The sequence below is a fragment of the Nocardia sp. NPDC050718 genome, from assembly GCF_040654235.1.
Lineage (GTDB): Bacteria > Actinomycetota > Actinomycetes > Mycobacteriales > Mycobacteriaceae > Nocardia.
Map to the genome: position 1 here is coordinate 366,430 of NZ_JBFAHQ010000001.1, position 22,074 is coordinate 388,503.

The following is a 22,074-nucleotide window of genomic DNA, read 5'->3' on the forward strand; positions in this document are numbered from 1 at the left end:
TTCACTGCATCCACTCCGGCTTGATCGGCAGCCCGTGAGCCGCGCGGTATTCACAGATGGCTTTGAGGTTGTCCAGCTCCAATTGGTGTCCCGCGGAGAACATCTCCCAGAAATCACCGACCCACACCGGCCGCTTGGGCGGCGCGGTCTCCGGATAACCGTTCTCGTCGTAGAAGGGGTGCTTGCAGTTGACCCACAGCACCACCGACCCCGGCTTGTTGAACACCACCTGAGCGTCGACGACCCGCATCAGGTAGATCATCCACAGGTGCGCGGACTGGTCCCAGGCGCAGTGGTAGTCCACGGTCATGGCGTCGGCATGGGCGACGGTCCTGGTGAAACACTTGGTCGCGTCGCCGAGCCGGTCGTAGGACAGCCACAGTCCCGGTTCGTCGGTCTCGGTGAATCCGCGCAGGCTGTAGGTCCATTCCTCCAGCGAGCGGGTGTCGGCGAGGTATTCGAAGACCTCGCGCGGCGGTGCGGCGATATAGGTCTGCACGGGGCAGAAGTCGCCGTAGATCTGGTCGTGCGGATACACCGACCGGAGCATGTCCATGATGATCGGGGTCGTCGCCTCCCGATCGGAATTCTCGATGCGCAGGACGCCGGGGATCACCTCGTCGGGGATATCGCTGAGTGCGGGCAGGGCGCTGGTTGTCACGGGGTACTCCTCGAGGCGTCGATAGTCGACAGGAAGGGCAGGAAGGGCGGTATTTCGTCGGGGTCGCAGAGGATTTCGAGGAACGAGGGGCCGGTGGCGGTGAAACTGTCGCGCAGGGCGGCGGTGAGGTCACCGGGTTCGTCGACGGTGCGGGCGGGCAGCCCGGGGAACATGGCGGCGATGCCCGCTCCCAGATGTGCGGGGTGGAATCGGTTGAAGCTGTAGCGATCCCGGTAGTAGAGCTGTTCGCGGGTGACGCACATGGCGTGCGCGTTGTTGTTGAACACCACGAAGGTGATCGGCAGGTCGTGCTCCACGGCGGTGTGCAGTTCCATGCCGTGCATGTAGAAGGAACCGTCGCCGGCGATCACGATCGTGCGATGCGGGCCGTCGGCGGCGTCGTGCCGGGCGAAGGCGGAGCCGATGCCCGCGCCGAACGCGTAGCCCATGCCGCCCATCCCGAGGGCGACGACGAACCGTCCACCCTCGGGCACCCTCAGGTAATGCACCACGCTGGCCCCGGTGTTACCGGCGTCGGCGAAAATATCTGCGCCGGAAGGCAATTCACGCTGAATGGCTTCGACGACGGTGCGGTAGCGCAGACCGGGTCCGGCGGCGTCGGGCACCGTCATCGGGGTCGGGTCGGCCGGGGGATCGGTGTGGGTGGGGGTGCCGTCGACGCGGGTCAGCAGGTCGCTGATGGTCGCGGCGAGGTCGGTGGTCGTGGTGTGGTGCGCGGCCGGATAGGGCGGCAGCGCGCCGATGCTGAGGACGGTGACGTCGGCGAGTGCCGCGTCCAGGCCCGCGGCGGCGGTGACGGGCAGTCGCGTGCCGATCAGCAGGCACGCGCTCGCCGTCGCCAGCGCTTCGGCGAGTTCGGCGTGCCCCATGCTGCCCGCGACGCCGCGGTAGCCGGGTCCGGTGTTCGGGTAGACGTCTTTGGCGTCGGGTGCCAGGCCGATCGAGGCGTCGAGCGCGGTGACCAGCTCGGCGAGTTCGGCGCGAGCGTCGTCGCGGGCGACCTGATCGCCCGCGACGATGACGATCTTGCCGGTGCGCCGGGCGTCGGCCAGCTCGTCGACGAGGGCGTCGAGCACCGGCGCCACGGTGACCTCGACCCGGCTCGGTCGCGGCACCGGGTCCGGCATCGACTGCTGCTGGACATCTTTGGGGATCAGCAGCACGGCGGGCCCGCCACCCTCGGCGGCAGCGACGGCCGCCGCGAACTGGTCGGGCAGCTCGGCCGGATCGGTGACGCGCGCGCAGTATCGGCTCACCGCCGAGAACAGCGCGGTGGCATCGATCGACCCGGCCAGCCCACTCGAATCCTGAAACGCCCCATGGCCTTCCAGCGTGGTCGGCGGCTGGCCGATCAGCGCGAGCACGGGCACCCGGGACGCGAAGGACTCGGCGAGCCCGGCGACCAGGTTCATCGCCCCGCCGCCGGAGGTCGCGACCACGACGCCGAGACCGCCGGTGCTGCGCGCGTATCCGTCGGCCATGGTGGCCGCCGAGAACTCGTGCTTGGCGACGATGCCCGCCGGGCGTCCACCCGCGTCGAAGATCGCGTCGTACAGGTCTTCGATATTGGCGCCGTCGACGCCGAAGAGATGCGTGACCCCCAGTCCGGATACCGCGTCGACGAGGTAGTCGACCACTCTGTCCGGCATCGGCCCTCCTTTTCCTCGCGTGCTGCGTCCATCGGTCGGCACCCGGTCTGACCAGCGGGTACCGGCGGACGGAACGTCGCGTACACGAGGAATACGGCGTGGCTTCGACCCCGGTTCAGAGGGTGGGTGAGATCCACCCCTTGTGTGTACGTATACATCTACGTATAGTGAGTGCATGCCCAACAAGACGATCTACGTAGCCGACGATGATCTGCCCCTGTTCCAGCGGGCGCAGGAGCTCGTCGGCGGCAACATCTCCGGCGCGGTGGTCGCCGCGCTGCGCCGGTTCATCGACCTGGAGGAAGGCCGCCAGGCCGGCTTCGACGAGGTCGTCTTGCAGGTGGGCCGCGACGGCGTGCGGCAGGTGCGCTTCCAGGGCACGCTGCTCGGCGAATGGCGCGATGTCGGGGACGAGCGGGTGCTGCACCAGCAGGTCTACCGCAGTCGCAAGGGCAAGCTCGTGCTGCACACGCACACGGCGCTGTGGAAGGACTACCCGACCGGCGAGGCCGCCGGTGATCTGAAGGACTGGAAGTACTGGCGCCGGATGTTCGGCATCGGCGACCGGCCCTGGGACTGGGGCGACTACGAGTACGAGGTCGTCGACGCGGTAGGCGACCTGAAGGGCCGCATCCCCGACAAGCTCTACCGCAAGGTCGAGGACATCCAGTCCCACCCGCAGATCGAGGAACTCGACATCTAGTTCCCGCCCTGCCGGACACAACCACACACCACACCAGCAACCGCAGCCCCTAGGGGCTGTGTCGATGACTCATGCACTTATTCGCAGTAATGAATGAAATTCTCTGGAAAGGGACGACCATGGTCAACTCGGCCATCACGGCTCGGGGCCTGCGCAAGGCCTACGGCGAGCACACGGTCCTCGACGGCATCGACCTCACCGTCGCCGAGGGCACGATCTTCTCCCTGCTCGGCCCCAACGGCGCGGGCAAGACCACCACGGTGCAGATCCTCACCACGCTCATCCGCGCCGACGGCGGCGAGATCGCCGTCGGCGGCCACGATGTGGTGACCGAACGCGACGGCGTCCGCGAGCTGATCGGCGTCACCGGGCAGTTCGCCGCCGTCGACGAACTGCTCACCGGCCGCGAGAACCTGCACATGATGGGCGATCTCAACCACCTGCCCCGGCGCGACACCCGCAGCCTGGCCACCGAGCTGCTGGAGCGCTTCGACCTGGTCGAGGCCGCCGACAAGCCGGCCAGCACCTACTCCGGCGGCATGACCCGCAGGCTCGACCTGGCCATGACGCTGGTCGGCAATCCGCGGGTGATCTTCCTCGATGAGCCGACCACCGGCCTCGACCCGCGTAGTCGCCGCGCCATCTGGGACATCATCCGCGGCCTGGTCGACGATCTCGGCGTCACCGTCTTCCTCACCACCCAGTACCTCGAGGAAGCCGATCAGCTGGCCGACCGCATCGCGGTGCTCGACCAGGGCCGCATCGTCGCCGAGGGCACCGCGGCCGAACTGAAGCGGCTGATCCCCGGCGGGCACATCCGCATCGACTTCGCCGATCAGCGGGCCTTGGCCGCCGCGCAGTACGCGCTTGGCCCCTCCGCGCGAGTGCTCGACGCGGGCGACGGTCTCACCCTCGCCGTCCCCAGCGACGGCGGCGTGCGTTCGCTGCGCGCCGTTCTCGACCTGCTCGATGCCGAGAACATCGAAGCGGGCGGCATCTCCGTGCACACCCCGAACCTCGACGACGTCTTCCTCACCCTTACCGGCCGCGCCACCACCGAGCAGGAGTCCCTCGCATGAGCACCATCACCGTGGCGAACAAGCACGCCTTCGCCGACACCATGACCATGTTGCGGCGCAACATCATCCACGCCAAGCGCTACCCGAGCATGGTCTTCGGCATCCTGATCATGCCGACCGTGCTGCTGCTCGTGTTCAACTACGTCTTCGGCGGGGCGCTGGAGAAGTCCTCCGGCGGCGAGTACATCGACTACCTGGCGCCGGGCATGCTGCTGTTGCTGCCCGCGTACATGACGGTGTCGGTGGCCGTCTCGATCGCCACCGACAAGAGCAAGGGCATCGTGAATCGCTTTCGGGTGATGGCGATCTCGCAGTCCTCGATGCTCACCGGGCACGTGTTCGGCGCGCTCATCCAGGCGCTGGGCGGCATGGCCGTGATGACCGCCGTCGCGCTGCTGATCGGCTTCCGGCCCAACGCGAACCTGGTCGAATGGGTGGCCGCCTTCGGCCTGCTCACCCTGGTGACGTTCGCCTTCACCTGGCTCGCCATCGCGCTCGGCCTGCTCTCGCCCAACCCCGAAAGCGCCAGCAACGCACCGTTTCCCATCGTGATGATGCCGTTCCTCGGCAGCGGCCTTGTCGCCACCGACACCATGCCGGTCGGCCTGCGCCAGTTCGCCGAGTACCAGCCCTTCACCCCCATCACCGAGACCCTGCGCGGGCTGCTGATGGGCACCGAGATCGGCGTCAACGGCTGGGTCTCGCTGGGCTGGTGCGCCGTGATCGCCGGCGGCGGCTACCTCTGGTCGAAGTCCATCTTCAGCAAGCAGAGCTGAGTTCACGTCGCAAGGCCCCGGAGGGATTCCCTCCGGGGCTTTCGCGCGTGTGCTCAGATCTGGGCTTCCAGGATCGTGCGGCCCGAGTTGATCGAGGTGATCTCGACCTTGCTGATCGACTCGGGCGGCGCGTCGATGGTGCGGTCGACGGTGAGCTCGGTGCCGGGGCCCGCGGGCCACTGGTCGAGTTCGAAGCGCTGCTCGCCCGCGGTGACGACCAGGCCGTAGGTCCAGCTGTAGCCGGAGCCGTAGCTGCTCGGCGCGTAGCGGCAGGTCATCACCAGGCGGGTGCGATCGCCGTCGCGCACCAGCTTCACCTCGGCGCTGACCGGTGTCTGCTCCACCGCCCGCATCTGCTGGGCGGCGACGACCTGTTCGGCCGGGGTGTCCGAGCGGGCGACGGTGACCGTCACCGGGATGGCGATCGCCACGGCGGCCGCGGCGGCCGCGACCGCGCTGCCGATCCCGATCCAGCGATTGCGCCGCCGCCGCTTCTCGGCCTCGGCGGCCAGCGAGGGGAGCAGGTCGGGGGCCGGGGCGGCGGTGGGGTCGGTGGCTTCGATCATCGACAGCGCGGTGTCGCGATCGACCAGCGCGAGCATGCCCGGCATGCCCGCCAGGTCGGCGACCGCCTCGGTGCAGTGCGGGCAGTCGTGCAGGTGCGTCTCGTACTCGCGGCGCTCGTCGGCGCCGAGGGAGCCGAGGACGTAGGCGGCGTCCCAGGTGCTGTACTCGTCGAAGAGATCGGTCATCGGTTCGTCACCCCCATCTCCTGTAAGGCCAAGCGCATGGCGCGCATGCCGTAGTGCAGCCGCGACTTCACCGTGCCCGGCGGAATACCCAGCTCGTCGGCGATCTGCTGCATGCCAAGACCGCGGTAGTAGGCCCGCACGATCACCTCGCGATGATCCTGGCTCAGCGTGCTGAGCGCGTCGGCGACGAGCCAGCCGTCCAGCGCCCGGTCGGACTGGTCGGGACTCACCTGCTCCGGCGGTGCGTCGGTGCCGAACTCCCGGCGCGCTCGCGCGCTGCGGTGTTCGTCGACGGCTAGATTACGGGCCACGGTGAACAGCCACGCGCGCGGTGAGGTCTCGGTCTGCTCCAGCACCGCGGGCCGCTGCCAGGCCCGCAGCAGCGTCTCCTGCACGATGTCCTCGGCCCGGCCGGGATCGCGCACCAGGCCCAGGGTGAAGCGCCACAGTGCGGGAGCGTGCTCGGCGTAGAGCGCGCGCATCAGTTCGTCGCGACCGTCGTCCATCGGCGGTCCGGATCACTGCTCGTCGATATTCATGGTGTCACTCCTGATCTGTCGAAGGAGTAACGGGATCAGTTGCGTTCGAGTTCAATCGGGTGCGTCGCGAGCAAGGACAGCGGCAGGGGCTGGCGGCGCAGCACGCTCGCCCACAGGTCGTGCCGATCGGTGGCCAGCGGATCCGACGGCAGCGCCGAGACCACGATCCAGTCGTCGTTGTCGAGTTCGCCGTCGAGCTGGCCCATCGACCAGCCCGCGTACCCGGCGAAGATCCGGATGCCCTCGACCAGCGGGCCGATCTCGGCCGGATCGGCGTCCAGGTCGACCAGCACCACCCGGCCGTCGACCCGGCGCAGGCCACGCACCTCGGAGATGTCGGCGCCGGTGCGCAGGGTGCCCAGGCACAGGGCCGCGTCGCGTTTGACCGGCCCGCCGATGTAGAGGTCGGTGGGCTGGGCGGCCAGCTCGGCCCAGGCGGGCAGGACATCGCCGACCGGGGTCTCGCTCGGCCGGTTCAGCACCACGCCGAGGCTGCCCGCGTCGTTGTGCTCGATGACGTACACCACGGTCCGCCGGAAAGTCGGTTCCACCAGGTCGATCGCCGACACCAGCAGGTTGCCCGCGCGGACGCCCACCGCCGGTTGCCCGTGCCGCCGGTCGTCGCCGTGCCCGTCGCGAGTCCGTCGCTCGTCCGGGTCGTCTCCGCGTGCCACCGAGTCATCATCGCATTGGACCGGTGTCGCGCGCTCCCCGCAGACCGCCACGCACCGGAAATTTTCTGGTCCGACCGGCCGCGGGCCCGCCCGGTAGGGTCGCGGCATGCACTCGCCCGAGGTCCTTCTCGAAAACAGTGACGCCGTGTACGACTACTACCAGCGACATCAGCAGAACCGCTGGCAGGCGCTGGCGTCCTATGCCGTGCTGGCCCGGCGGTTCCGTCCGCGGGTGGCCTTCGCCGACGGCGCCGAGCAGCGGCTGAAGGCGCTGGTGCGCAGTGGGCGCCCGGTGATCTTCGCGATCAATCACCTCTCCACCAGCGATCCGTACACCGTCGCCGCGACGGCGTGGCGCTCGCCGCTGCGCCGCAAGATCGGCCGGGTGCGGGTGCTGGCCAAGGACGAACTGTTTGTCGATCCCGAGCAGCGCCGCAAGGTCGACATGATGGGCGGCATCCCGGTGTTCCGTGGCAAGGACCACGGCATCAGGGCCGTCAACGCCGCGGGGCAGCGCATGATGGACGTCTGCGCGCAGCGCCTGGCCGCCGGTGATCACCTGGCGATCTTCCCCGAGGGCACCTGCAACGACGTCGACCCGGCGACGGTGCAGTCCGTCGGCAGTGGGATCGGTCATATCGCGTTCCGCGCGGCCAAGCTGGACGCGCCGCCCGCGCTGGTCGCCCTGGCGATGAGTTACGGGCCGCGGCCCGACCCGAAGGTCGAGCCGACCGCCGCGGAGGTCGTCTCCGCCCGGTTCTACTTCCGGGAGCCGGTGCTGGAACTCCCGCAGCGGCCCGCCGACATCGCCCGCGCGGTCAAGGACGAACTGCAACTGGCGGTCGACGCCGCCGTCGCGAGCTACTGAGGCAGCCCGAACAGCTCCCGCGCCCGCTGCGGCACCAGCGAGATGTAGGCCGGATGGGTCTTGACGAAGTGCAGGACCACCGGGCACAGCGGCAGCACGCCGAACCCCTCGGCACGGCTGGCGTCCAGCGCGGCCTGGGTGAGCACGTTGGCCAGGCCCTGGCCCTCGAAGCGGGGATAGATCTCGGTGTGCACGAGGGCGCGTTCGGCCCCGGTGTCCTGGTACTCGATATAGCCGGCGGGTACCCCGTCGGCGGTGAGTTCGAACCGCTCGAGCGCGGCGTTGTTGCGGACCTCGGTCGCCATGCGTCGAAACTACCCCGGTCCGCGACATTCGACGGTGGCGTCTGTGTATGGCGGGTTTCGGTCCGAGCCCGGAGAATGTCGGGATGACCGCACGTGTGGTGCTCGCTCCCGACAAGTTCAAGGGTTCTCTCACCGCGCCCGAAGTCGCCATCGCGCTGGCGGCCGGGATCCGCCGGGCCGCGCCGTCCGTCGACGTGCGCTGTGTGCCGGTCGCCGACGGCGGCGACGGCATGGTCGACGCGTTCGCCGCCGCGGGCTGGCAGCGGGTCGTCGTTCCGGCACCCGGCCCGACCGGGGAGCCGTCGACCGCGGTCTACGCCGTGCACGGCGACACCGCAGTGGTCGAGCTGGCCGCGGCGGTCGGCCTGGTCAAACTCCCCGGTGGTCGGCTGGAGCCGATCCGGGCCAACACCTTCGGGCTCGGGGTGGTGGTCGCGCACGCGCTCGACCACGGCGCCCGCGAGATCGTCCTCGGGCTCGGCGGCAGCGCGTCCACCGACGGCGGCGCGGGCTTCCTGCAGGCGCTCGGCCTGCGCCTGCTCGACCGTGACGGTCGCGAATTGCGCGGTGACGCCGCCGGATTCGATGTCGTCGCGCTGCTGAGCCGGGTGGTGTCGGTCGATCGTGCCGCGCTGCATCCGGCCATCGCGCAGGCGCGGTTCACGCTGGCCTGCGATGTGGACAACCCGCTGCTCGGGCCAGCGGGCGCGGTGGCCGTCTACGCGCCGCAGAAGGGCGCCGACGCATGCCGGATGGTGACTCTCGAAGCGGCGCTGACGAATTGGGCCGCCGTCCTCGGCACCGGCTACGCCGAGATCGGCGGTGCCGGCGCGGCGGGCGGTACCGGGTTCGGCGCGCTGGCCGTGCTCGGCGCGCAGGTCCGCCCGGGTATCGATGTACTGCTCGAGCTGCTGGAATTCCCGGCGCTGGTGGCCGGGGCGAACCTGGTGGTCACCGGCGAGGGGTCGCTGGACCACCAGAGCATGCACGGCAAGGCGCCGGTCGGCGTGGCCGCCGCGGCCAAGGCGGCCGGGGTGCCGGTGGTCGCCGCGGTGGGCCGGACGATGCTCTCGCCCGGGGAGATCCGGGCCGCCGGGTTCGCCGGCTGCTACGCCCTGGCCGACCTCGAACCGAACCCGGCGCGATCGATCGCGAACGCGGCCGCGCTGCTCGAACGCGTCGGCGAACGGATCGCGCTCGACCGCTGGTGAGACCCGCTACAGCCCGACCGCGGTGGCGACGGGCGCGCTCGGGCGGGTGTTCGCGGCGAGCGCGGCGCGGTTGGTGTCGCCCCAGGCCTCCAGCGGTTCCAGCGCGAGCCGCAGGGTGTCGCCGAGGGTGGTCAGCGAGTACTCGACGCGCGGCGGGATCTCCGGGTAGATCTCCCGGTGCACCACGCCCGCGGCCTCCAGCTGGCGCAGGTTCTCGGTGAGCACCTTCTCGCTCACCCCGTCGAGCATCCGCCGGATCTGCCCGAACCGCTGCGGGCCCGCGCCCAGCACCCACATCAGGTGCAGCTTCCACTTGCCGCCGACGACGTCGATCGCCAGGCTCATGCCGCACACATCGTGATCTGCGTCACTGTTCATCGTTGGTGCACCCCTTCCGACCGTATTTCGGACCTCGGGGTAAGCAACCACACCCCGACGTTCGGTCTTCCCGACGATACCCGCGCCGACCACCATGGATTCCGGCGCCGAACCATCGAACCATCGAGAACCGAAGGGGCATCAGATGTCCGAACAGTCCACCCGCTCCGTCTCCGTCCTGGGCCTCGGCCCGATGGGCCAGGCCATGGTCCGCGCCTTCCTGGCGGCCGGTGTCGAGGTCACCGTGTGGAACCGCAGCACCGACAAGGTCGACGCGATGGTCGCGCTCGGTGCGAAGCGCGCCGCCACCGTCGCCGAGGCGCTGGCCGCCAACGAGGTGTCGGTCCTGAGCCTGACCCACTACGCCGCCATGTACGACGTGCTCGGGCAGGCGCCGGAAGCCCTGGCGGGCAAGGTGATCGCCAACCTGTCCTCGGACTCGCCGGAGAAGGCGAGGGCCGGCGCGGCCTGGGTGCGCGAGCGGGGCGCGCAGTTCCTCTCCGGCGGGGTGATGTCGGCGGGCGACAATATCGAGCACCCCGCGTCCTACATCTTCTACAGCGGTCCGCGGGAGGTGTTCGACGCGCACGCCGAGCTGCTTCGCCCGCTCAGCCCGCAGGAGTACCTGGGCGCCGACGACGGCCTCGCGCAGGTCTTCTACCAGGCGCTGCTGATCACCTTCCACCCCTGGTTGCTGGCCTTCGACCAGGCGACCGCGGTAATCGCGAAGTCCGGTCACGACATCGCGCAGTTCGTGCCGTTCGCGATCCGGTCCAGCCAGGCCTACCCGTACTTCATGGAGGAGTTCTCGGCGGCCAACCAGAACGGTGGCTGGGCCGATCTGGCCTCGCTGAAGATGATGGTGGCCGGTGCGCAGCACATCATCGACGCCAGCGAGGAGGTCGGGGTCGACGCGGGCTTCTCGCACCTGGCCCAGTCGTACTGGCGCAGGGCGGTCGAGGCCAGCGAGGCGGCGGGCAAGCCGGTGTCGACCTTCGAGCTGATCCGCGGCGCGGCCTGAGCCGGACACGCCGGAACCGTCCGGGCCCGCGGGCACCGGACGGTTCGGGTGGTCAGGCGGTCTCGGCGCCGAGCCGGGGGAACGGTTCGGTGGCGAACACCACCTCGACCGCCACCTCGAAATAGGCCGCGATCCGCAGGGCGAGATGCAGGCTGGGGCTGTATTCGCCCCGCTCGAGGTAGCCGACGGTCTGGTAGTGCACACCCAGCGCCTCGGCCAGGTCCCGCCGCGAGATGCCGCGCTCGGCGCGCAGCATCGCGATGCGGTTGTAGATGACCTCAGAAGGCACGCTGCATCGCCTTGTCCCTGCGCGCGGCCATGGCCGAGCCGGACTCGCGCGCCGCCATCCGGCGCAGGACGACCGGCGCGATCAGCAACCCGGCCGCTGCCCAGAGGCCGAGCACCGCAACGGTTTCCAGGTGTCGCCAGGACTGGCCGAGTTCGACGGCGACGGCGTCGGCGGGCAGCAGCGCCGAGCGCATGCCGAGGCCGAGCCAGTACATCGGGAACACCTGCCCGACGGCCTGCAGCCAGCCGGGCAGCGCGGTGATCGGATAGAAGATGCCGGAGATGGCGACCAGGCCCATCAGCGGAATCGTCAGCAGGAAAGACGAGCGGCTGTCGAGCAGGCTGCCCAGGATCGTGCCCAAGGGCAGCACGGCCAGCAGACCGAGCGCCAGTATCCCGGCGAAGGTCGCGATCGCGCCCGCGTCGGTCAGCGAGGAACCGCCGATGATCACCATGCCCACACCGAGCACGATAACGACCTGCGCGAGCACCGCGCCCGCGCCCGCCGTGATCCTGCCGACGAAGTAGCCGTTGAGGCCCTTGGGCACGGCCTTGGCCCGCAGCAGCGTGCCGTCCTCGCGGTCGAGGACGAGCACATTGAGGATCGCGTACAGGCCGTTGAACGCGATGATGGCGCCGAGCAGACCGGGCACGGCCAGCTCGGCGACCGACAGCCCGCTCTCGCCGTACATCTTGTTCCGCAGCAGGAACAGCACCGCGAGCGAGAGGGCGGGGGTGAGGAACTGCCCGATCAGATCGGGGGCGTTGGTGTAGAGCTGGCGCAATTCGATCCCGCCGCGGGCGAGACCGGCGCGAATGGCGGTGACGTTCATCGGGTGACCTCCGCGAGAGTGTGCACCGGTGCGCCCGCGTCGCCGGATTCGGCGCGGCGGACCAGGGCCATGTAGGTGTCCTCCAGGGAGGCCCGGCGAACCTCGAGGTCGCCGATGGCCTCGCCGTGCTGTTTGAACAGCTCGTGCACGTACTTGGTCGACTCGGTGGTGGTGTGCACGAATCGCTGACCGTCCACGGTCCAGCTCACCTGGGCCTCGCCCGCGACCGAGCGCGACAGCTCGTCGGGCGAGCCGTCGGCGATGATCCGGCCGCCGGCCAGGATCAGCAGCCGGTCGGCCAGTTTCTCCGCCTCGTCCAGGTCGTGCGTGGTGAGCAGCACCGTGGTGTCCTCCAGATCGGCCAGCCGGTGTACCAGATCGTGGAAGTCGCGGCGCGCGGCCGGATCGAAGCCCGCCGTCGGCTCGTCCATGAACAGCAGGTCGGGCTTGCCGACGATGCCGATCGCCACGTCCAGCCTGCGGCGCTGACCGCCGGAGAGGGTGGAGATCTTGGCGTTCGCGTGGTCGGTCAGGCCGACCAGCTCGATGAGCTCATCGATGTCCCACGGCCGTGGGGTGCGCGCGGTGGCATAGGGCACGTAGTACGAGCCGAGATGCTGAAGTAGTTCGCGCACACGCCATTTGGCGTGGTCACGCCAGGACTGCAGCACGACGCCGATGCGCGCGCGCCACTGTTCGTCACCGTGTTCGGGATCGGTCCCCAGCACGTCGACTCGGCCGGCCGACCTCCTGCGAAACCCCTCGAGGATCTCGATCGTGGTGGTCTTGCCCGCGCCGTTGGGCCCGAGCATGACGAGTACTTCGCCGCGCGCGGCCTGAAATGTCACATCGTGCAGGACGTCGGTGTCGTCGTAGCGCATCCGAAGTTGTCGCACGTCGAGCACGACGCTGTTACTCGAAGTCATGAGTCCTCCCAGTCATCAACCTTCGATGAGATATAGCATACGTACTACATTTCATCGCGGCAATACTTCGGTCGAATCGGGTATTTCGGAAAGTGAGAGCACTGCTCTTGACATGTCGCCGCCGTGCGCGCATAGTTGTACTCAACAGAGAGCAGTGCTCACAGTTCAGGAGTGATCAAGATGGACAACGCGACCCGCTACCTCGGCCCCACCGGCTTCGACCCGATCATGAACAAGATCGCGAACCTGCTGCCCAAGCTGGGGATCAGCGTCATGGGCTCGCGGCTGCTGGCCGTGCGCGGTCGCAAGAGCGGCGAATGGCGCACCACCATGGTCAACGTGATGACCGCCGCCGACGGCGCGCGCTACCTGGTCGCCCCGCGCGGGCACACCCAGTGGGTGCGCAACCTGCGCGTCGCGGGCGACGGTGAACTGCGGCTGGGCCGCAAGGTCGAATCCTTCACGGCCACCGAGATCGCCGATGCCGACAAGGTCCCACTGCTGCGCCTCTACCTGGAGAAGTGGGGCTGGGAGGTCGGCAAGTTCTTCGAGGGCGTCGACAAGAACGCCTCGGACGAACAACTCGCCGCCATCGCCCCCGGCTTCCCGGTATTCCGTCTCGCCTGATCAGGCGAGCACATGGGTAACTCGCCGGGCACGAGCCAACTCGGCAACGACCGAACCGCCGGCCGCCGAGGTTCCTGGGCTCGCGCCTGAGTCTGGCCTAAATACGCGGGGAGGCGGAACAGAACTCGATAGCGGCGGCGTAGCCCTGGATGCCGAGGCCCGCGATGACCGCGGTGGCGATCGGGGACACGAACGAGTGGTGCCGGAATTCCTCGCGGGCGTGCACATTGCTGATGTGCACCTCGACGATCGGCACCTCGGGAATCACCAGGGCGTCGCGCAGCGCGACCGACGTGTGGGTCAGGCCGCCGGGGTTGATCACGATGGCCGACACCTCGCCGCGGGCCTGCTGGATCCGGTCGATCAGCGCGCCTTCGTGATTGGACTGGAACGTCACGACCTCGCGCCCGAACCGGGCGGCCGTCCGCGCGCACAGGGCGATGACGTCGTCGAGGGTGTCGGCGCCGTAGATCTCCGGCTGGCGGGTGCCGAGCATGTTCAGGTTCGGCCCGTTGAGCACGAGGATCGGGCCGGTGGCCTGCACGGTGTCTGCCATGCAGGCCACCTTAATTCACAGGCCGGTCGGGCCCTCCGAGCGCAGGTCGTCGACCTTGCGCATGGCCTCGCGGAGTTCGGCGAGCCAGGACTCCGCGTGCTTGCCCGCCAGTTTCACCGTCCAGGCCAGTGCGTCGGCGCGGGAACGGGCCACGCCGGCGTCGATCAGGGTGTCGAGGACCTGGCGCTCGGGCTGCCGCAGCCGCGTCATCACCGGAACGGCGAGGTGGGTGAACAGGATTCGCTCGCCGTCTACCCTCACGCCCCAGGCGACGCTGCGCCCGTAGCGGCGCTGGGCCTCGTCGGCGATCCGCATCCTGGCCGGGCGGGTGGACTCGCGAAAGCGGGCCAGCGCTCCCTCTTTCGTGGCCGCCGAGACCGGCGGCGCGTCGGCGTCGGCCGACTTGGGCTGTGGCACCGGCAGTTCGCCGACGACCACGATCTCGTCACGGTCGATCTCGATCTCGGGCGGGCCGGTGAACCAGTCGTCGGGCAATCGTCCGGCGAACCAGTCGGCGGCGTCGGCCGGGTCGGGCAGGTCCGCTTGCTGCCAACCGCCGGGTCGGCCGAATCCGCGTTCGCGATGGGCGTTCCGCATGGAAATCACCTGCTATCTCTATTGCGCACGTTGCGATGATTACAAGATTACGCCGATATATGCGTAGCGGTTTATGCTCTGCGTGAACGCGAGTGTTCCCGGTCGGTCCGGGTCGGGGGCGTCGGGTTGAGCGCCGGCCGGGCTGGGTACCCCGGCGTTGAATCGCCGGACAATGCGAGATCCGCACAACTCGGCGCGCCGGTCGGTACGGTTAGCGCGCCAGATGTTGCCACTGGCAGGGCGAGGTTCGAAATCAGACCCTCATCGGGGCGAGATTTCGGGCACAATCTAGGTGCTGAGGTCGGGTAGCGTCCCGTGTTACCGGGGCATCGGAGACGGGTCAACTTCCGGTACGGTGGATTTGTTACCGGAGTGGCAAGAGTGAAGAGTGGGCGATATGGATGTGTGGGGATCCCGCCGCTTTCGCGCACGGGGCGCAATGGCGATCGCGGGGGTTGCGACCCTCGCCATCGCGCTGTGCTCGTGCGGAGTGGGTGGGAAGCCGAGTGAGTCGGAGTCGGTTGTCCAGCGGTTCACCGATCTGCTGGACGCGCAGGATTACACCAAAGCCGCCGACCTGACCTCGTACCCCGCCGCCGCTTCGGCAACCATGAAGCAAATGTTCGAGGGTCTGGCGACCGGCAAGGTCGACTACGAGCCGAGTCAGGTCATCGACCTCGACCGGCAGTCGGCGATCTTCAGCATGGAGGTCGCCTGGAACTTCGGTGAGCACAAGGACTGGACCTACACACTGCAGGGCACCGTCCGCAAGCTCGCGATCGGCTGGCGGATCTCCTGGGACCCCGCCGTCGTGATGCCGCAGCTGGCCAACAATCGCACCGTCAAGCTGGTGCGGACCACCGCCAAGCCGCCGCCGCGCGTGGTCGATCTGCCCGGTGAGCTGTTGATGACCGAGCAGACGATCAATGTCATCAAGATCGATCCGAGCCGCACCGGCGACCTGGTGGGGTCGACGAACGCGCTCGCCGACGCGATCGAACCGGTCGCGCCGCTGATCACCGGGCCGTCGCTGATGCAGCAGCTGGCCGCGTCGCAGGGGCAGCCGGTCGTCGCGGTGAACCTGCGCGAGGGCGATTTCGCCATCCTGGAACCGCGGATGGCGCGGGTGCCCGGCGTGGTGATGGAGAAGCAGCCCAAGCTGATCTCCGCCGATCGCCGCACCTGGTCGCCGATGCTGGACGCGCTGCGCGAGGTGTGGAAGGACAGCCAGGAGACCACCTCCGGCTGGGGTGTGCAGATCTTCGAGGCCGACGGCCGGTTCGTCAACCAGGTCGCCGGTTACCAGGGCCCGGCCGGGCCCGACATCTCCGCGACCATGGATCAGCGCCTGCAGCGCGCGGCCGAGGACGCGGTGGTCAGCGTCGGCACGCCGGCCTCGGTGGTCGCGATCCAGCCGTCGACCGGCGCGGTGGTGGCCGTCGCGCAGAACAGCTACGCCACCGAGAAGGGCCCGATCGCGTTCACCGGGCTGTACCCGGCCGGCGGCACCATGGAACTGTTCCGCACCGTCGCCGCGGCCGCGAAGAACAAAGCGCCGCAGGATGTCTCGGTGCAGGAGGCCGCGGAGGCGGCCACCGCGCTCGGCGTCGGCGTCGACTTCAAGGTGCACGGGCTCGACGAGGTGACCGGGCGGATCAGTGCCCCCGGCCGCAGCACCGAGCAGGTCCGGCAGGGCGCCGGATCGGACGCGGTGCTGGTCAGCCCCTTCGGCATGGCGATCGCCGCGGCCGCGATCTCGCGCGGTTCGGTGGTGCCGCCGATGATCGAGAACGGCAAGCCGAGCACCACCGACACGCCGGTGCCCGCGCTCACCCAGCCCGCGGTCGACCGGCTGCGCGGTCTCCTGATGGAGGGCATCGGCAAGCCGGAAACCGCTGCGCTGCGTGGCTTCCGGGACGTCACCGCCTTCGCGGCGACCGGCGGCCCCGACGGCTGGCTGCTGGCCACCATGGGCGACCTGGTGTTCGCGGTGCACATCGCCGACGCCGACAGCGGCGACGCGACCTCGCGCCTGGCCGCCGTCCTGCTGAAATCGCTGGCTTCGCCGGAGCCGTGAGCGCGGCTGCACGTGCAGAGTGTGCACTGATCAGTGGGGCTCGGCGCGGGCTCGGTGAAGATCACGAACGGTTAGGCTGCTCGGGTGAAGAAGTTCGCGCCGTTCGCCGCTGATGCCCTGTTGGTGATCGTTTTCTGCGCGATCGGCAGGCGCAGTCACGACGAAGCGGTCATCGCCGGTCTCGTGAAAACGGTGTGGCCCTTCGGAATCGGCTTGCTGATCGGCTGGGCGCTGGCGGTGCTGGTCGCCCGCGGCACCCGCTTCGACGCGACGGTGCTGTGGCCCAGCGGCATCCTGATCTGGCTCGGCACCCTGGTCGGCGGGATGGTGCTGCGCGCGGTCAGCGGTCAGGGCGTGGCGGTGAGCTTCATCATCGTCGCGAGCTGTGTACTGGCCCTGTTCCTGCTGGGCTGGCGAGCCGCGCTGAGCGCCCTGCGCTGAGCTCAGATCCGGCGCTGCTGCTTGAACTCTTCCTCGTATTCCTCGTCGTCGGCCTGCGGGGTGCGGAACAGGAACGCGAACACGATCCAGCCGACGATGGCGACCAGGATGAAGCTGACCAGCCGGTAGACGAACGCCGCGGCCACCGCCTGTGACGCGGGCAGGCCGGCGCCCGCGGTGAGACCGTAGATCAGGGTCGCGTCGACGTAGACGATGCCGCCCGGCGCGAACGGGATGGAACCGACGGCCTTGCCCGCGGTGAACGCGATGAGCAGGCCGGACAACTTCGGATCGGCGCCGACGGCGTAACAGGCCGCGCCGAGACAGGCCACGTCGGCGAACCGGTGCACCAGCGCCCAGAGCCCGACCAGCGCGGCGTCCTTCTTGCCCAGGTCCACCGATTCGAGCTGCCGCCGGATCTCGCCCAGCTTGGCGATGCCGTGACCGGCGGGCTTCTTGCGCAGCCGGTTCACCAGCGCGAGCACCCGGCGCAGCATCGCCTCCAGCGTGCCGGGATGCCGGGCGAGGTAGTTGCCCGCGATCAGCACCACGGCCAGGATCACCACCGACCCGATGAGCTTCGGACCGATCTGATTGCCGACCAGCGCCGCACCGCCGATGCCGAGCAGCGCCAGCCCGGCCGCGGCGACCACGCCGGAGAACACCAGCTGCCAGGACGCCACGATCGGGCTCGCGCCCCAGCGCCGGGTCTGGCGGTAGGTGAACGCGGTGGAGAAGACCTGCCCGGCGGGCAGGGTCACCGACATCGCGGTGGCGCCGTAGACCACCGACACCGACTTGCCCTGGCTGACGTCCACCCCGCCCGCGTGCAGCAGCTGCTTCTGCACCCGGCCGAATCCGCTCATCGACATCGCCTGCAACACGATGCACAACACGAGCCAGCCCCAGTGGATCTCGGTCAGCGTGCGCCACGATTCGTGCAGGCGCGGCCACAGGTAGACGCCTTCGCCGATGAGCAGCGCGAGCAGCACCGCGCCGAGCACCCATTTCACCCACCGGAACCGGCGGCGGCGCTCGGCCGGAGGCGAGGCGGGATCGCCTGCTAGGTCGCCGTCGGCCGTCACGGTCTCAGCCTAACGAACGGAGCTGTTCTTCCTCGTCCGCTCCGGGTGCGGCGCTCGGCGGTTTCGGCCAGGCCAGGCGGGTTTTCCTGCGTCTGCCACGCAGTTGCACCTCGTCGCCGGTTTCCCAATGGTCTTGCTCGCTTTCGTCGGCGAAGTAGAGCGCGCTGCCCGAAGCGAGAACGCGGCCGGGTTGATCTTTGGCCAATTCGGTGAGCCGGGACGCCTCGTTGACGGGGTCGCCGATCACGGTGTATTCGAAACGATTCGCGGCGCCGATGTTTCCGGCGACCGCGAGGCCCGCCGAGACGCCGATGCCGACGTCGAGGCTGGTCACCTCGCGCAGTGCCTCGCGCAGGTCGCGGGCGGCGGCCAGCGCGGCACTCGGCGCGTCGGGACGGTCCAGCGGCGCGCCGAAGATGGCCAGCGCCGCGTCACCGACGAACTTGTTGACGAAACCGTGGTGGCGGTCGATCACGTCGACCACCACCCGGAAGAACTCGTTGAGCAGGCTGACGACCTCGGTCGGCGGACGCTCGGCCGCGGCGGCGGTCGACCCGACCATGTCGACGAACAGCACGGCGACGAACCTGGTCTCACCGCCCAGCTCGGTGCCGTAGTCCAGGGCGCGCTGGGCCACGTCCTCACCGACGTGCTGACCGAACAGTTCCTGGAGCTTGCGCCGCTTGGCCGCCTCTTCCATCATCCGGTTGAAGCCGACCTGGAGCAGGCCGATCTCACTGCCGTCGTAGACCTCCACCTGCACGTCGCGCGCGCCGCCCTGCACCCTGTTGATGGCTTGGGACAGCTGGCGCACCGGGTCGGAGATGGAGGAGCCGGTGAGCATCGACAGCGCCAGCGCCTGCATGATCACCACGCCGCACAGCAGCAGGATCGAGATGGCCAGCGACTTCGCCGAGAACTTCACATCGGAGGAGATCTGGGTGACGCACAGCAGCACGATCGCGATGGTCGGCGCGAAGGTGCCCATGCCCCAGGTCATCGCCATCCTGGTGCCGACGCCGGGGGTGAGGGTGTGGTCGAAGGTGCCCTCGGTCAGCGCCTCGGCGGCCACCGGGCGCAGAATGCGTTCGCCGAGCATGTAGGTGAAGCCGAACACGATGGTGGCGGCCATACACTCGGTGACGATCACCGCGCCCGCCAGCTCGGGCGACTCGACGATGATCAGTGCCGCGAGGATGCCGCCGCCGATGATCCACAGCACCAGGTGCAGGATCGACTGGCGCAGCGGCACGTGCAGCGCCGCCATCTGTTCCTGCCTGCTGGGCGGGCCGCCGCGCATCTGCCAGCGCATCACCGGCCGCAGCATCAGCGCGGCACCGGCGATGCTCAGCACCGCGGCGGCGCCGAAGACCAGCACCGGCGCGAGGAAACCGGTCCGGCGCACGCCACCGGGATCGCCCTCGGGGACGGGCAGGCCGTATTGGATGAAGGCCCACACCAGGACCGCGCCGAAGGCATTGGCCAGCAGTACCGAGGTCAGATACAGCGGCCAGCGCGTTCGCATGGTCTGTTTGACCGCTTCCAGGGGCGCCGACACGACCACCAATCTAGCGTTCGGACCGATAGGCTCTCTCGGGTGACCGACCAGAAGGTAGATTCCGGGCCCACGTCCGTGCCGTGGCGCGCGGACGCCGAGGCAGTCCATCCCCTGGTCCGCAAAGCCGCCGCCTGGAGCTGGCGGCTGTTGATCATCTTCGCCGCCCTGCTCGCGGTGGGGATGCTGGTGCAGAAGTTCGCCACCGTGGTGATTCCGCTGGCGATCGCGCTGCTCGCTGCCGCGCTGCTCGCGCCGCTGGTCGACTGGATGCAGCGGGTCGGAATCCCGCGTTCGCTCGGCGTGTTCGTCGCGCTGGTCGGGTCGATCGGGCTGCTCGCCGGGATCTTGACCTTCGTCGTCGAGCAGTTCGTCGACGGTGTGCCCGGGCTGTCCAACGAGGTCACCAACAGCGTGCACAAGGTGCAGGACTGGCTGATCAACGGCCCGCCGCACCTGAGCGATCAGCAGATCCGCAGCGCGGGCGACACCATCGTGCGCACCATCCAGGACAACCGCGAGAGCCTGACCAGCGGCGCGCTGACCACCGCCACCGCGATCGGGCACATCCTCACCGGCGCGTTCCTGATCCTGTTCATCCTCATCTTCTTCCTCTACGGCGGCGACCAGATCTGGCACTTCGTCACCCGGATCATCCCCACCGCGCACCGGGAGAAGGTCCGCACCGCCGGTGAGCTTGGCTTCGGCACGCTGGTCGGGTTCGTGCGCGCCACCGTCGTCGTGGCCGCGGTGGACGCGATCGGCATCGGCGCCGGGTTGGCGATCCTGCACGTCCCGCTGGCGCTGCCACTGGCCTCACTGGTGTTCATCAGCGCGTTCATCCCGATCATCGGCGCGTTCTTCGCCGGGTTCGTCGCGGTGTTCATCGCGCTGGTCACCAAGGGGCCGGTCACGGCGCTGATCGTGCTCGGCATCATCATCGCGGTGATGCAGCTCGAGGGTCATGTGCTGCAACCACTGCTGCTGGGCCGGGCGGTGAGCATTCATCCGCTGGCCGTCGTCCTGGCGATCACCGCGGGCCTGGTGGTCGGCGGGATCGCGGGCGCGCTGCTGGCGGTGCCGTTGATCGCGGTCGGCAATACCGCGATCCGCTATCTGCTCGCCGACAGTCCGGAGGAGGTCTACGGCGAACTCGTCGGCGACGACCGAAGAATGTTCGCCGCCGAGCCGGACAAACCGGAGCCGGGCCGGTTCGACATCGCGCGCACGCTGCGCAAGGAAGAGAGCAAGACCGAGGCGGAGCCCGGCGATGCGGACGCACACAGCTGAGCTGAGCTCGGCCGACGCGGCGACCGCGCCCCTGTGGCGGGCCGCCCAGGCGTTCCGGCTGGTCACGCTGCTGTACGCGATCGGCCAGCAGATCGCGTCGGTGTCCTACTACGAGCACCCGCGGCTGAGCTGGGTGCTGATCGCGCTGATGGCGATCTGGTCGGGCACGTCCGCGCTGCTGCTCTCGCAGTGGTATTTCCCCACCGCGACCGGCCGGATCCGGGGCTGGGTGGTCTTCGGCGACCAGGTCGTGACGATCCTGCTGATCGCCTCCACCCGGTTGGTCGCCGATTACGACTGGTACCACGGTCATCAGACGCTGCCGACCACGCTGTGGATCGCCAACTCGGTGATCTCGATGGCGATCCTGCGCGGTCCGGTCGCCGGGGTGCTCGCCGGGCTGGGGATGTCGGCGGTGGTGGTGACGGTGCGTGAGCAGTGGGGACAGGACGTGTGGGGCGACGCGACCGCGCCGGTGCTGGTCTCGGTCGGCCTCGCGCTCGGCCTGGCGGCCAATACCGCGCGCCGGGCCCAGGGGCAGCTCGAGCGGGCGCTGCGGATCACCGCCGCCGCGCAGGAGCGGGAGCGGCTGGCCCGCGAAGTGCACGACGGCGTGCTGCAAGTGCTGGCCTTCATCAAGCGCCGTGGCACCGAGATCGGCGGACCCGCGGCCGAACTCGCGCAGCGGGCCGGGGAACAGGAAGTGGCGCTGCGGGTCCTGCTGTCCGAGCAGGCCGAACAGCCGGATTCCGGTGCGGCCGAGGTCGATCTGCGGCCGATGCTGACCGCACGGGCCACGCCGGAGGTCTCGGTGGCGACACCGGGTGACCCGGTGCTGATCGCCAGAACCGCCGCGCAGGAGATCGCCGCCGCCGTGGCCACCGCGCTGTCGAACGTCGACCTGCACGCCGGGCCGGACGCGAAAGCCTATGTGCTGCTGGAGGACACCGGTGACATGCTGGTGGTGAGCGTGCGCGACGACGGGATCGGCATCCCGGCGGGGCGGCTCGCCGCGGCCGAAGCCGAGGGGCGGATGGGGGTTTCCCGCTCCATCGTCGGCCGGGTCGAGGCGCTGGGCGGCACCGCCGAACTGCTGACCGAGGGCGAGGACTTCGGCACCGAATGGGAATTCCGGATTCCGCGCCACCCGGCGCGCTGAGCG

25 protein-coding genes are annotated in these 22,074 nt (G+C 69.3%); 11 read left to right on the top strand and 14 right to left on the bottom strand.

Annotated elements, in window-relative coordinates; genetic code table 11:
• Position 1: 1 nt before the first annotated feature.
• Together AB0H54_RS01695 and AB0H54_RS01700 are read right to left on the bottom strand one after the other, a co-directional pair.
• Positions 2–661, bottom strand: a complete 660-nt coding sequence (locus AB0H54_RS01695; RefSeq protein WP_357342076.1) for an SRPBCC family protein — start codon at positions 659–661, stop codon at positions 2–4.
• Positions 658–2,331 carry a thiamine pyrophosphate-binding protein gene (locus AB0H54_RS01700; RefSeq protein ID WP_357342078.1) on the bottom strand — a complete coding sequence of 558 codons (1,674 nt, stop codon included), beginning with the start codon at positions 2,329–2,331 and terminating at the stop codon, positions 658–660. Before AB0H54_RS01700 ends, AB0H54_RS01695 begins: the two co-directional genes overlap by 4 nt.
• A 175-nt stretch (positions 2,332–2,506) precedes the next feature.
• Between AB0H54_RS01700 and AB0H54_RS01705 the strand changes: the two genes are divergently transcribed.
• From AB0H54_RS01705 to AB0H54_RS01715, 3 genes are all read left to right on the top strand, one after another.
• Positions 2,507–3,034 carry an EXLDI protein gene (locus AB0H54_RS01705; RefSeq protein WP_357342080.1) on the top strand — a complete coding sequence of 176 codons (528 nt, stop codon included), beginning with the start codon at positions 2,507–2,509 and terminating at the stop codon, positions 3,032–3,034.
• Positions 3,035–3,153: 119 nt separating this feature from the next.
• Positions 3,154–4,113, top strand: a complete 960-nt coding sequence (locus AB0H54_RS01710) for an ATP-binding cassette domain-containing protein (RefSeq protein ID WP_357342082.1) — start codon at positions 3,154–3,156, stop codon at positions 4,111–4,113.
• Complete coding sequence (locus AB0H54_RS01715; RefSeq protein ID WP_357342084.1) at positions 4,110–4,889, top strand: ABC transporter permease; 780 nt, start codon at positions 4,110–4,112, stop codon at positions 4,887–4,889. The genes AB0H54_RS01710 and AB0H54_RS01715 overlap by 4 nt, the downstream gene beginning before the upstream one ends.
• 53 nt (positions 4,890–4,942) lie before the next feature.
• Here AB0H54_RS01715 and AB0H54_RS01720 read toward each other — a convergent pair whose 3' ends face one another.
• The 3 genes from AB0H54_RS01720 to AB0H54_RS01730 form a co-directional block, all read right to left on the bottom strand.
• Positions 4,943–5,641, bottom strand: coding sequence for a zf-HC2 domain-containing protein (locus tag AB0H54_RS01720; RefSeq protein WP_357342086.1), 699 nt, complete (start codon positions 5,639–5,641; stop codon positions 4,943–4,945).
• Positions 5,638–6,147 carry a sigma-70 family RNA polymerase sigma factor gene (locus AB0H54_RS01725; protein WP_357342087.1) on the bottom strand — a complete coding sequence of 170 codons (510 nt, stop codon included), beginning with the start codon at positions 6,145–6,147 and terminating at the stop codon, positions 5,638–5,640. Before AB0H54_RS01725 ends, AB0H54_RS01720 begins: the two co-directional genes overlap by 4 nt.
• A 68-nt stretch (positions 6,148–6,215) precedes the next feature.
• Complete coding sequence (locus AB0H54_RS01730) at positions 6,216–6,854, bottom strand: YqgE/AlgH family protein (RefSeq protein WP_357342089.1); 639 nt, start codon at positions 6,852–6,854, stop codon at positions 6,216–6,218.
• 106 nt (positions 6,855–6,960) lie between these two features.
• Between AB0H54_RS01730 and AB0H54_RS01735 the strand changes: the two genes are divergently transcribed.
• Entirely contained in the window at positions 6,961–7,722 is a 762-nt protein-coding gene (locus tag AB0H54_RS01735) for a 1-acyl-sn-glycerol-3-phosphate acyltransferase (protein WP_357342091.1), read from the top strand.
• Here AB0H54_RS01735 and AB0H54_RS01740 read toward each other — a convergent pair.
• Complete coding sequence (locus AB0H54_RS01740) at positions 7,716–8,027, bottom strand: GNAT family N-acetyltransferase (RefSeq protein ID WP_357342093.1); 312 nt, start codon at positions 8,025–8,027, stop codon at positions 7,716–7,718. The genes AB0H54_RS01735 and AB0H54_RS01740 overlap by 7 nt on opposite strands.
• 83 nt (positions 8,028–8,110) lie before the next feature.
• Here AB0H54_RS01740 and AB0H54_RS01745 point away from each other — a divergent pair, with 83 nt between their 5' ends.
• The gene (locus AB0H54_RS01745) at positions 8,111–9,238 is read left to right on the top strand and encodes a glycerate kinase (RefSeq protein WP_357342094.1); all 1,128 of its coding nucleotides are present in this window, start codon (positions 8,111–8,113) and stop codon (positions 9,236–9,238) included.
• Between the two features lie 6 nt (positions 9,239–9,244).
• Here the strand turns inward: AB0H54_RS01745 and AB0H54_RS01750 are convergent, their stop codons facing one another.
• Positions 9,245–9,616: a helix-turn-helix domain-containing protein gene (locus tag AB0H54_RS01750; protein ID WP_357342096.1), complete on the bottom strand. Its 372-nt coding sequence runs from the start codon at positions 9,614–9,616 to the stop codon at positions 9,245–9,247.
• Between the two features lie 94 nt (positions 9,617–9,710).
• Between AB0H54_RS01750 and AB0H54_RS01755 the strand changes: the two genes are divergently transcribed.
• Positions 9,711–10,637 (top strand): NAD(P)-binding domain-containing protein, encoded by a 927-nt coding sequence (locus AB0H54_RS01755; RefSeq protein ID WP_357342098.1) that lies wholly within the window; start codon positions 9,711–9,713, stop codon positions 10,635–10,637.
• A gap of 52 nt (positions 10,638–10,689) precedes the next feature.
• Here AB0H54_RS01755 and AB0H54_RS01760 read toward each other — a convergent pair whose 3' ends face one another.
• From AB0H54_RS01760 to AB0H54_RS01770, 3 genes are read right to left on the bottom strand one after another with little or no spacing between them, the layout of a single operon-like run.
• On the bottom strand, positions 10,690–10,926 hold the full coding sequence (locus tag AB0H54_RS01760; protein WP_232995771.1) for a helix-turn-helix transcriptional regulator: 237 nt from the start codon (positions 10,924–10,926) through the stop codon (positions 10,690–10,692).
• Positions 10,916–11,758 (bottom strand): ABC transporter permease, encoded by an 843-nt coding sequence (locus AB0H54_RS01765; RefSeq protein WP_357342100.1) that lies wholly within the window; start codon positions 11,756–11,758, stop codon positions 10,916–10,918. The genes AB0H54_RS01760 and AB0H54_RS01765 overlap by 11 nt, the downstream gene beginning before the upstream one ends.
• Positions 11,755–12,684: an ABC transporter ATP-binding protein gene (locus AB0H54_RS01770; RefSeq protein WP_357342102.1), complete on the bottom strand. Its 930-nt coding sequence runs from the start codon at positions 12,682–12,684 to the stop codon at positions 11,755–11,757. Before AB0H54_RS01770 ends, AB0H54_RS01765 begins: the two co-directional genes overlap by 4 nt.
• Positions 12,685–12,864: 180 nt before the next feature.
• On the opposite strand from AB0H54_RS01770, the gene AB0H54_RS01775 reads away from it, so the two are divergent.
• The gene (locus AB0H54_RS01775; RefSeq protein WP_357344154.1) at positions 12,865–13,311 is read left to right on the top strand and encodes a nitroreductase family deazaflavin-dependent oxidoreductase; all 447 of its coding nucleotides are present in this window, start codon (positions 12,865–12,867) and stop codon (positions 13,309–13,311) included.
• Between the two features lie 97 nt (positions 13,312–13,408).
• Here AB0H54_RS01775 and aroQ read toward each other — a convergent pair whose 3' ends face one another.
• Both aroQ and AB0H54_RS01785 read right to left on the bottom strand, forming a co-directional pair.
• Positions 13,409–13,867: a type II 3-dehydroquinate dehydratase gene (gene aroQ, locus AB0H54_RS01780; RefSeq protein ID WP_357342104.1), complete on the bottom strand. Its 459-nt coding sequence runs from the start codon at positions 13,865–13,867 to the stop codon at positions 13,409–13,411.
• 15 nt (positions 13,868–13,882) lie between these two features.
• The gene (locus tag AB0H54_RS01785) at positions 13,883–14,464 is read right to left on the bottom strand and encodes a hypothetical protein (protein WP_357342105.1); all 582 of its coding nucleotides are present in this window, start codon (positions 14,462–14,464) and stop codon (positions 13,883–13,885) included.
• A 439-nt stretch (positions 14,465–14,903) separates the two neighbouring features.
• Here AB0H54_RS01785 and AB0H54_RS01790 point away from each other — a divergent pair, with 439 nt between their 5' ends.
• Together AB0H54_RS01790 and AB0H54_RS01795 are read left to right on the top strand one after the other, a co-directional pair.
• A complete protein-coding gene (locus tag AB0H54_RS01790; protein WP_357342107.1) occupies positions 14,904–16,541 on the top strand; it encodes an NTF2-like N-terminal transpeptidase domain-containing protein in 1,638 nt (545 codons plus the stop codon).
• 84 nt (positions 16,542–16,625) lie between these two features.
• Entirely contained in the window at positions 16,626–16,982 is a 357-nt protein-coding gene (locus AB0H54_RS01795; RefSeq protein ID WP_357342109.1) for a DUF3054 domain-containing protein, read from the top strand.
• Positions 16,983–16,984: 2 nt separating this feature from the next.
• Here AB0H54_RS01795 and AB0H54_RS01800 read toward each other — a convergent pair whose 3' ends face one another.
• Positions 16,985–18,067 carry a YbhN family protein gene (locus AB0H54_RS01800; RefSeq protein ID WP_357342110.1) on the bottom strand — a complete coding sequence of 361 codons (1,083 nt, stop codon included), beginning with the start codon at positions 18,065–18,067 and terminating at the stop codon, positions 16,985–16,987.
• A 4-nt stretch (positions 18,068–18,071) separates the two neighbouring features.
• A complete protein-coding gene (locus AB0H54_RS01805) occupies positions 18,072–19,592 on the bottom strand; it encodes an adenylate/guanylate cyclase domain-containing protein (protein ID WP_357344156.1) in 1,521 nt (506 codons plus the stop codon).
• 72 nt (positions 19,593–19,664) lie between these two features.
• Here AB0H54_RS01805 and AB0H54_RS01810 point away from each other — a divergent pair, with 72 nt between their 5' ends.
• Positions 19,665–20,912 carry an AI-2E family transporter gene (locus AB0H54_RS01810; protein WP_355275004.1) on the top strand — a complete coding sequence of 416 codons (1,248 nt, stop codon included), beginning with the start codon at positions 19,665–19,667 and terminating at the stop codon, positions 20,910–20,912.
• The gene (locus AB0H54_RS01815; protein ID WP_357342112.1) at positions 20,893–22,071 is read left to right on the top strand and encodes a DUF5931 domain-containing protein; all 1,179 of its coding nucleotides are present in this window, start codon (positions 20,893–20,895) and stop codon (positions 22,069–22,071) included. Before AB0H54_RS01810 ends, AB0H54_RS01815 begins: the two co-directional genes overlap by 20 nt.
• Positions 22,072–22,074: the final 3 nt, after the last annotated feature.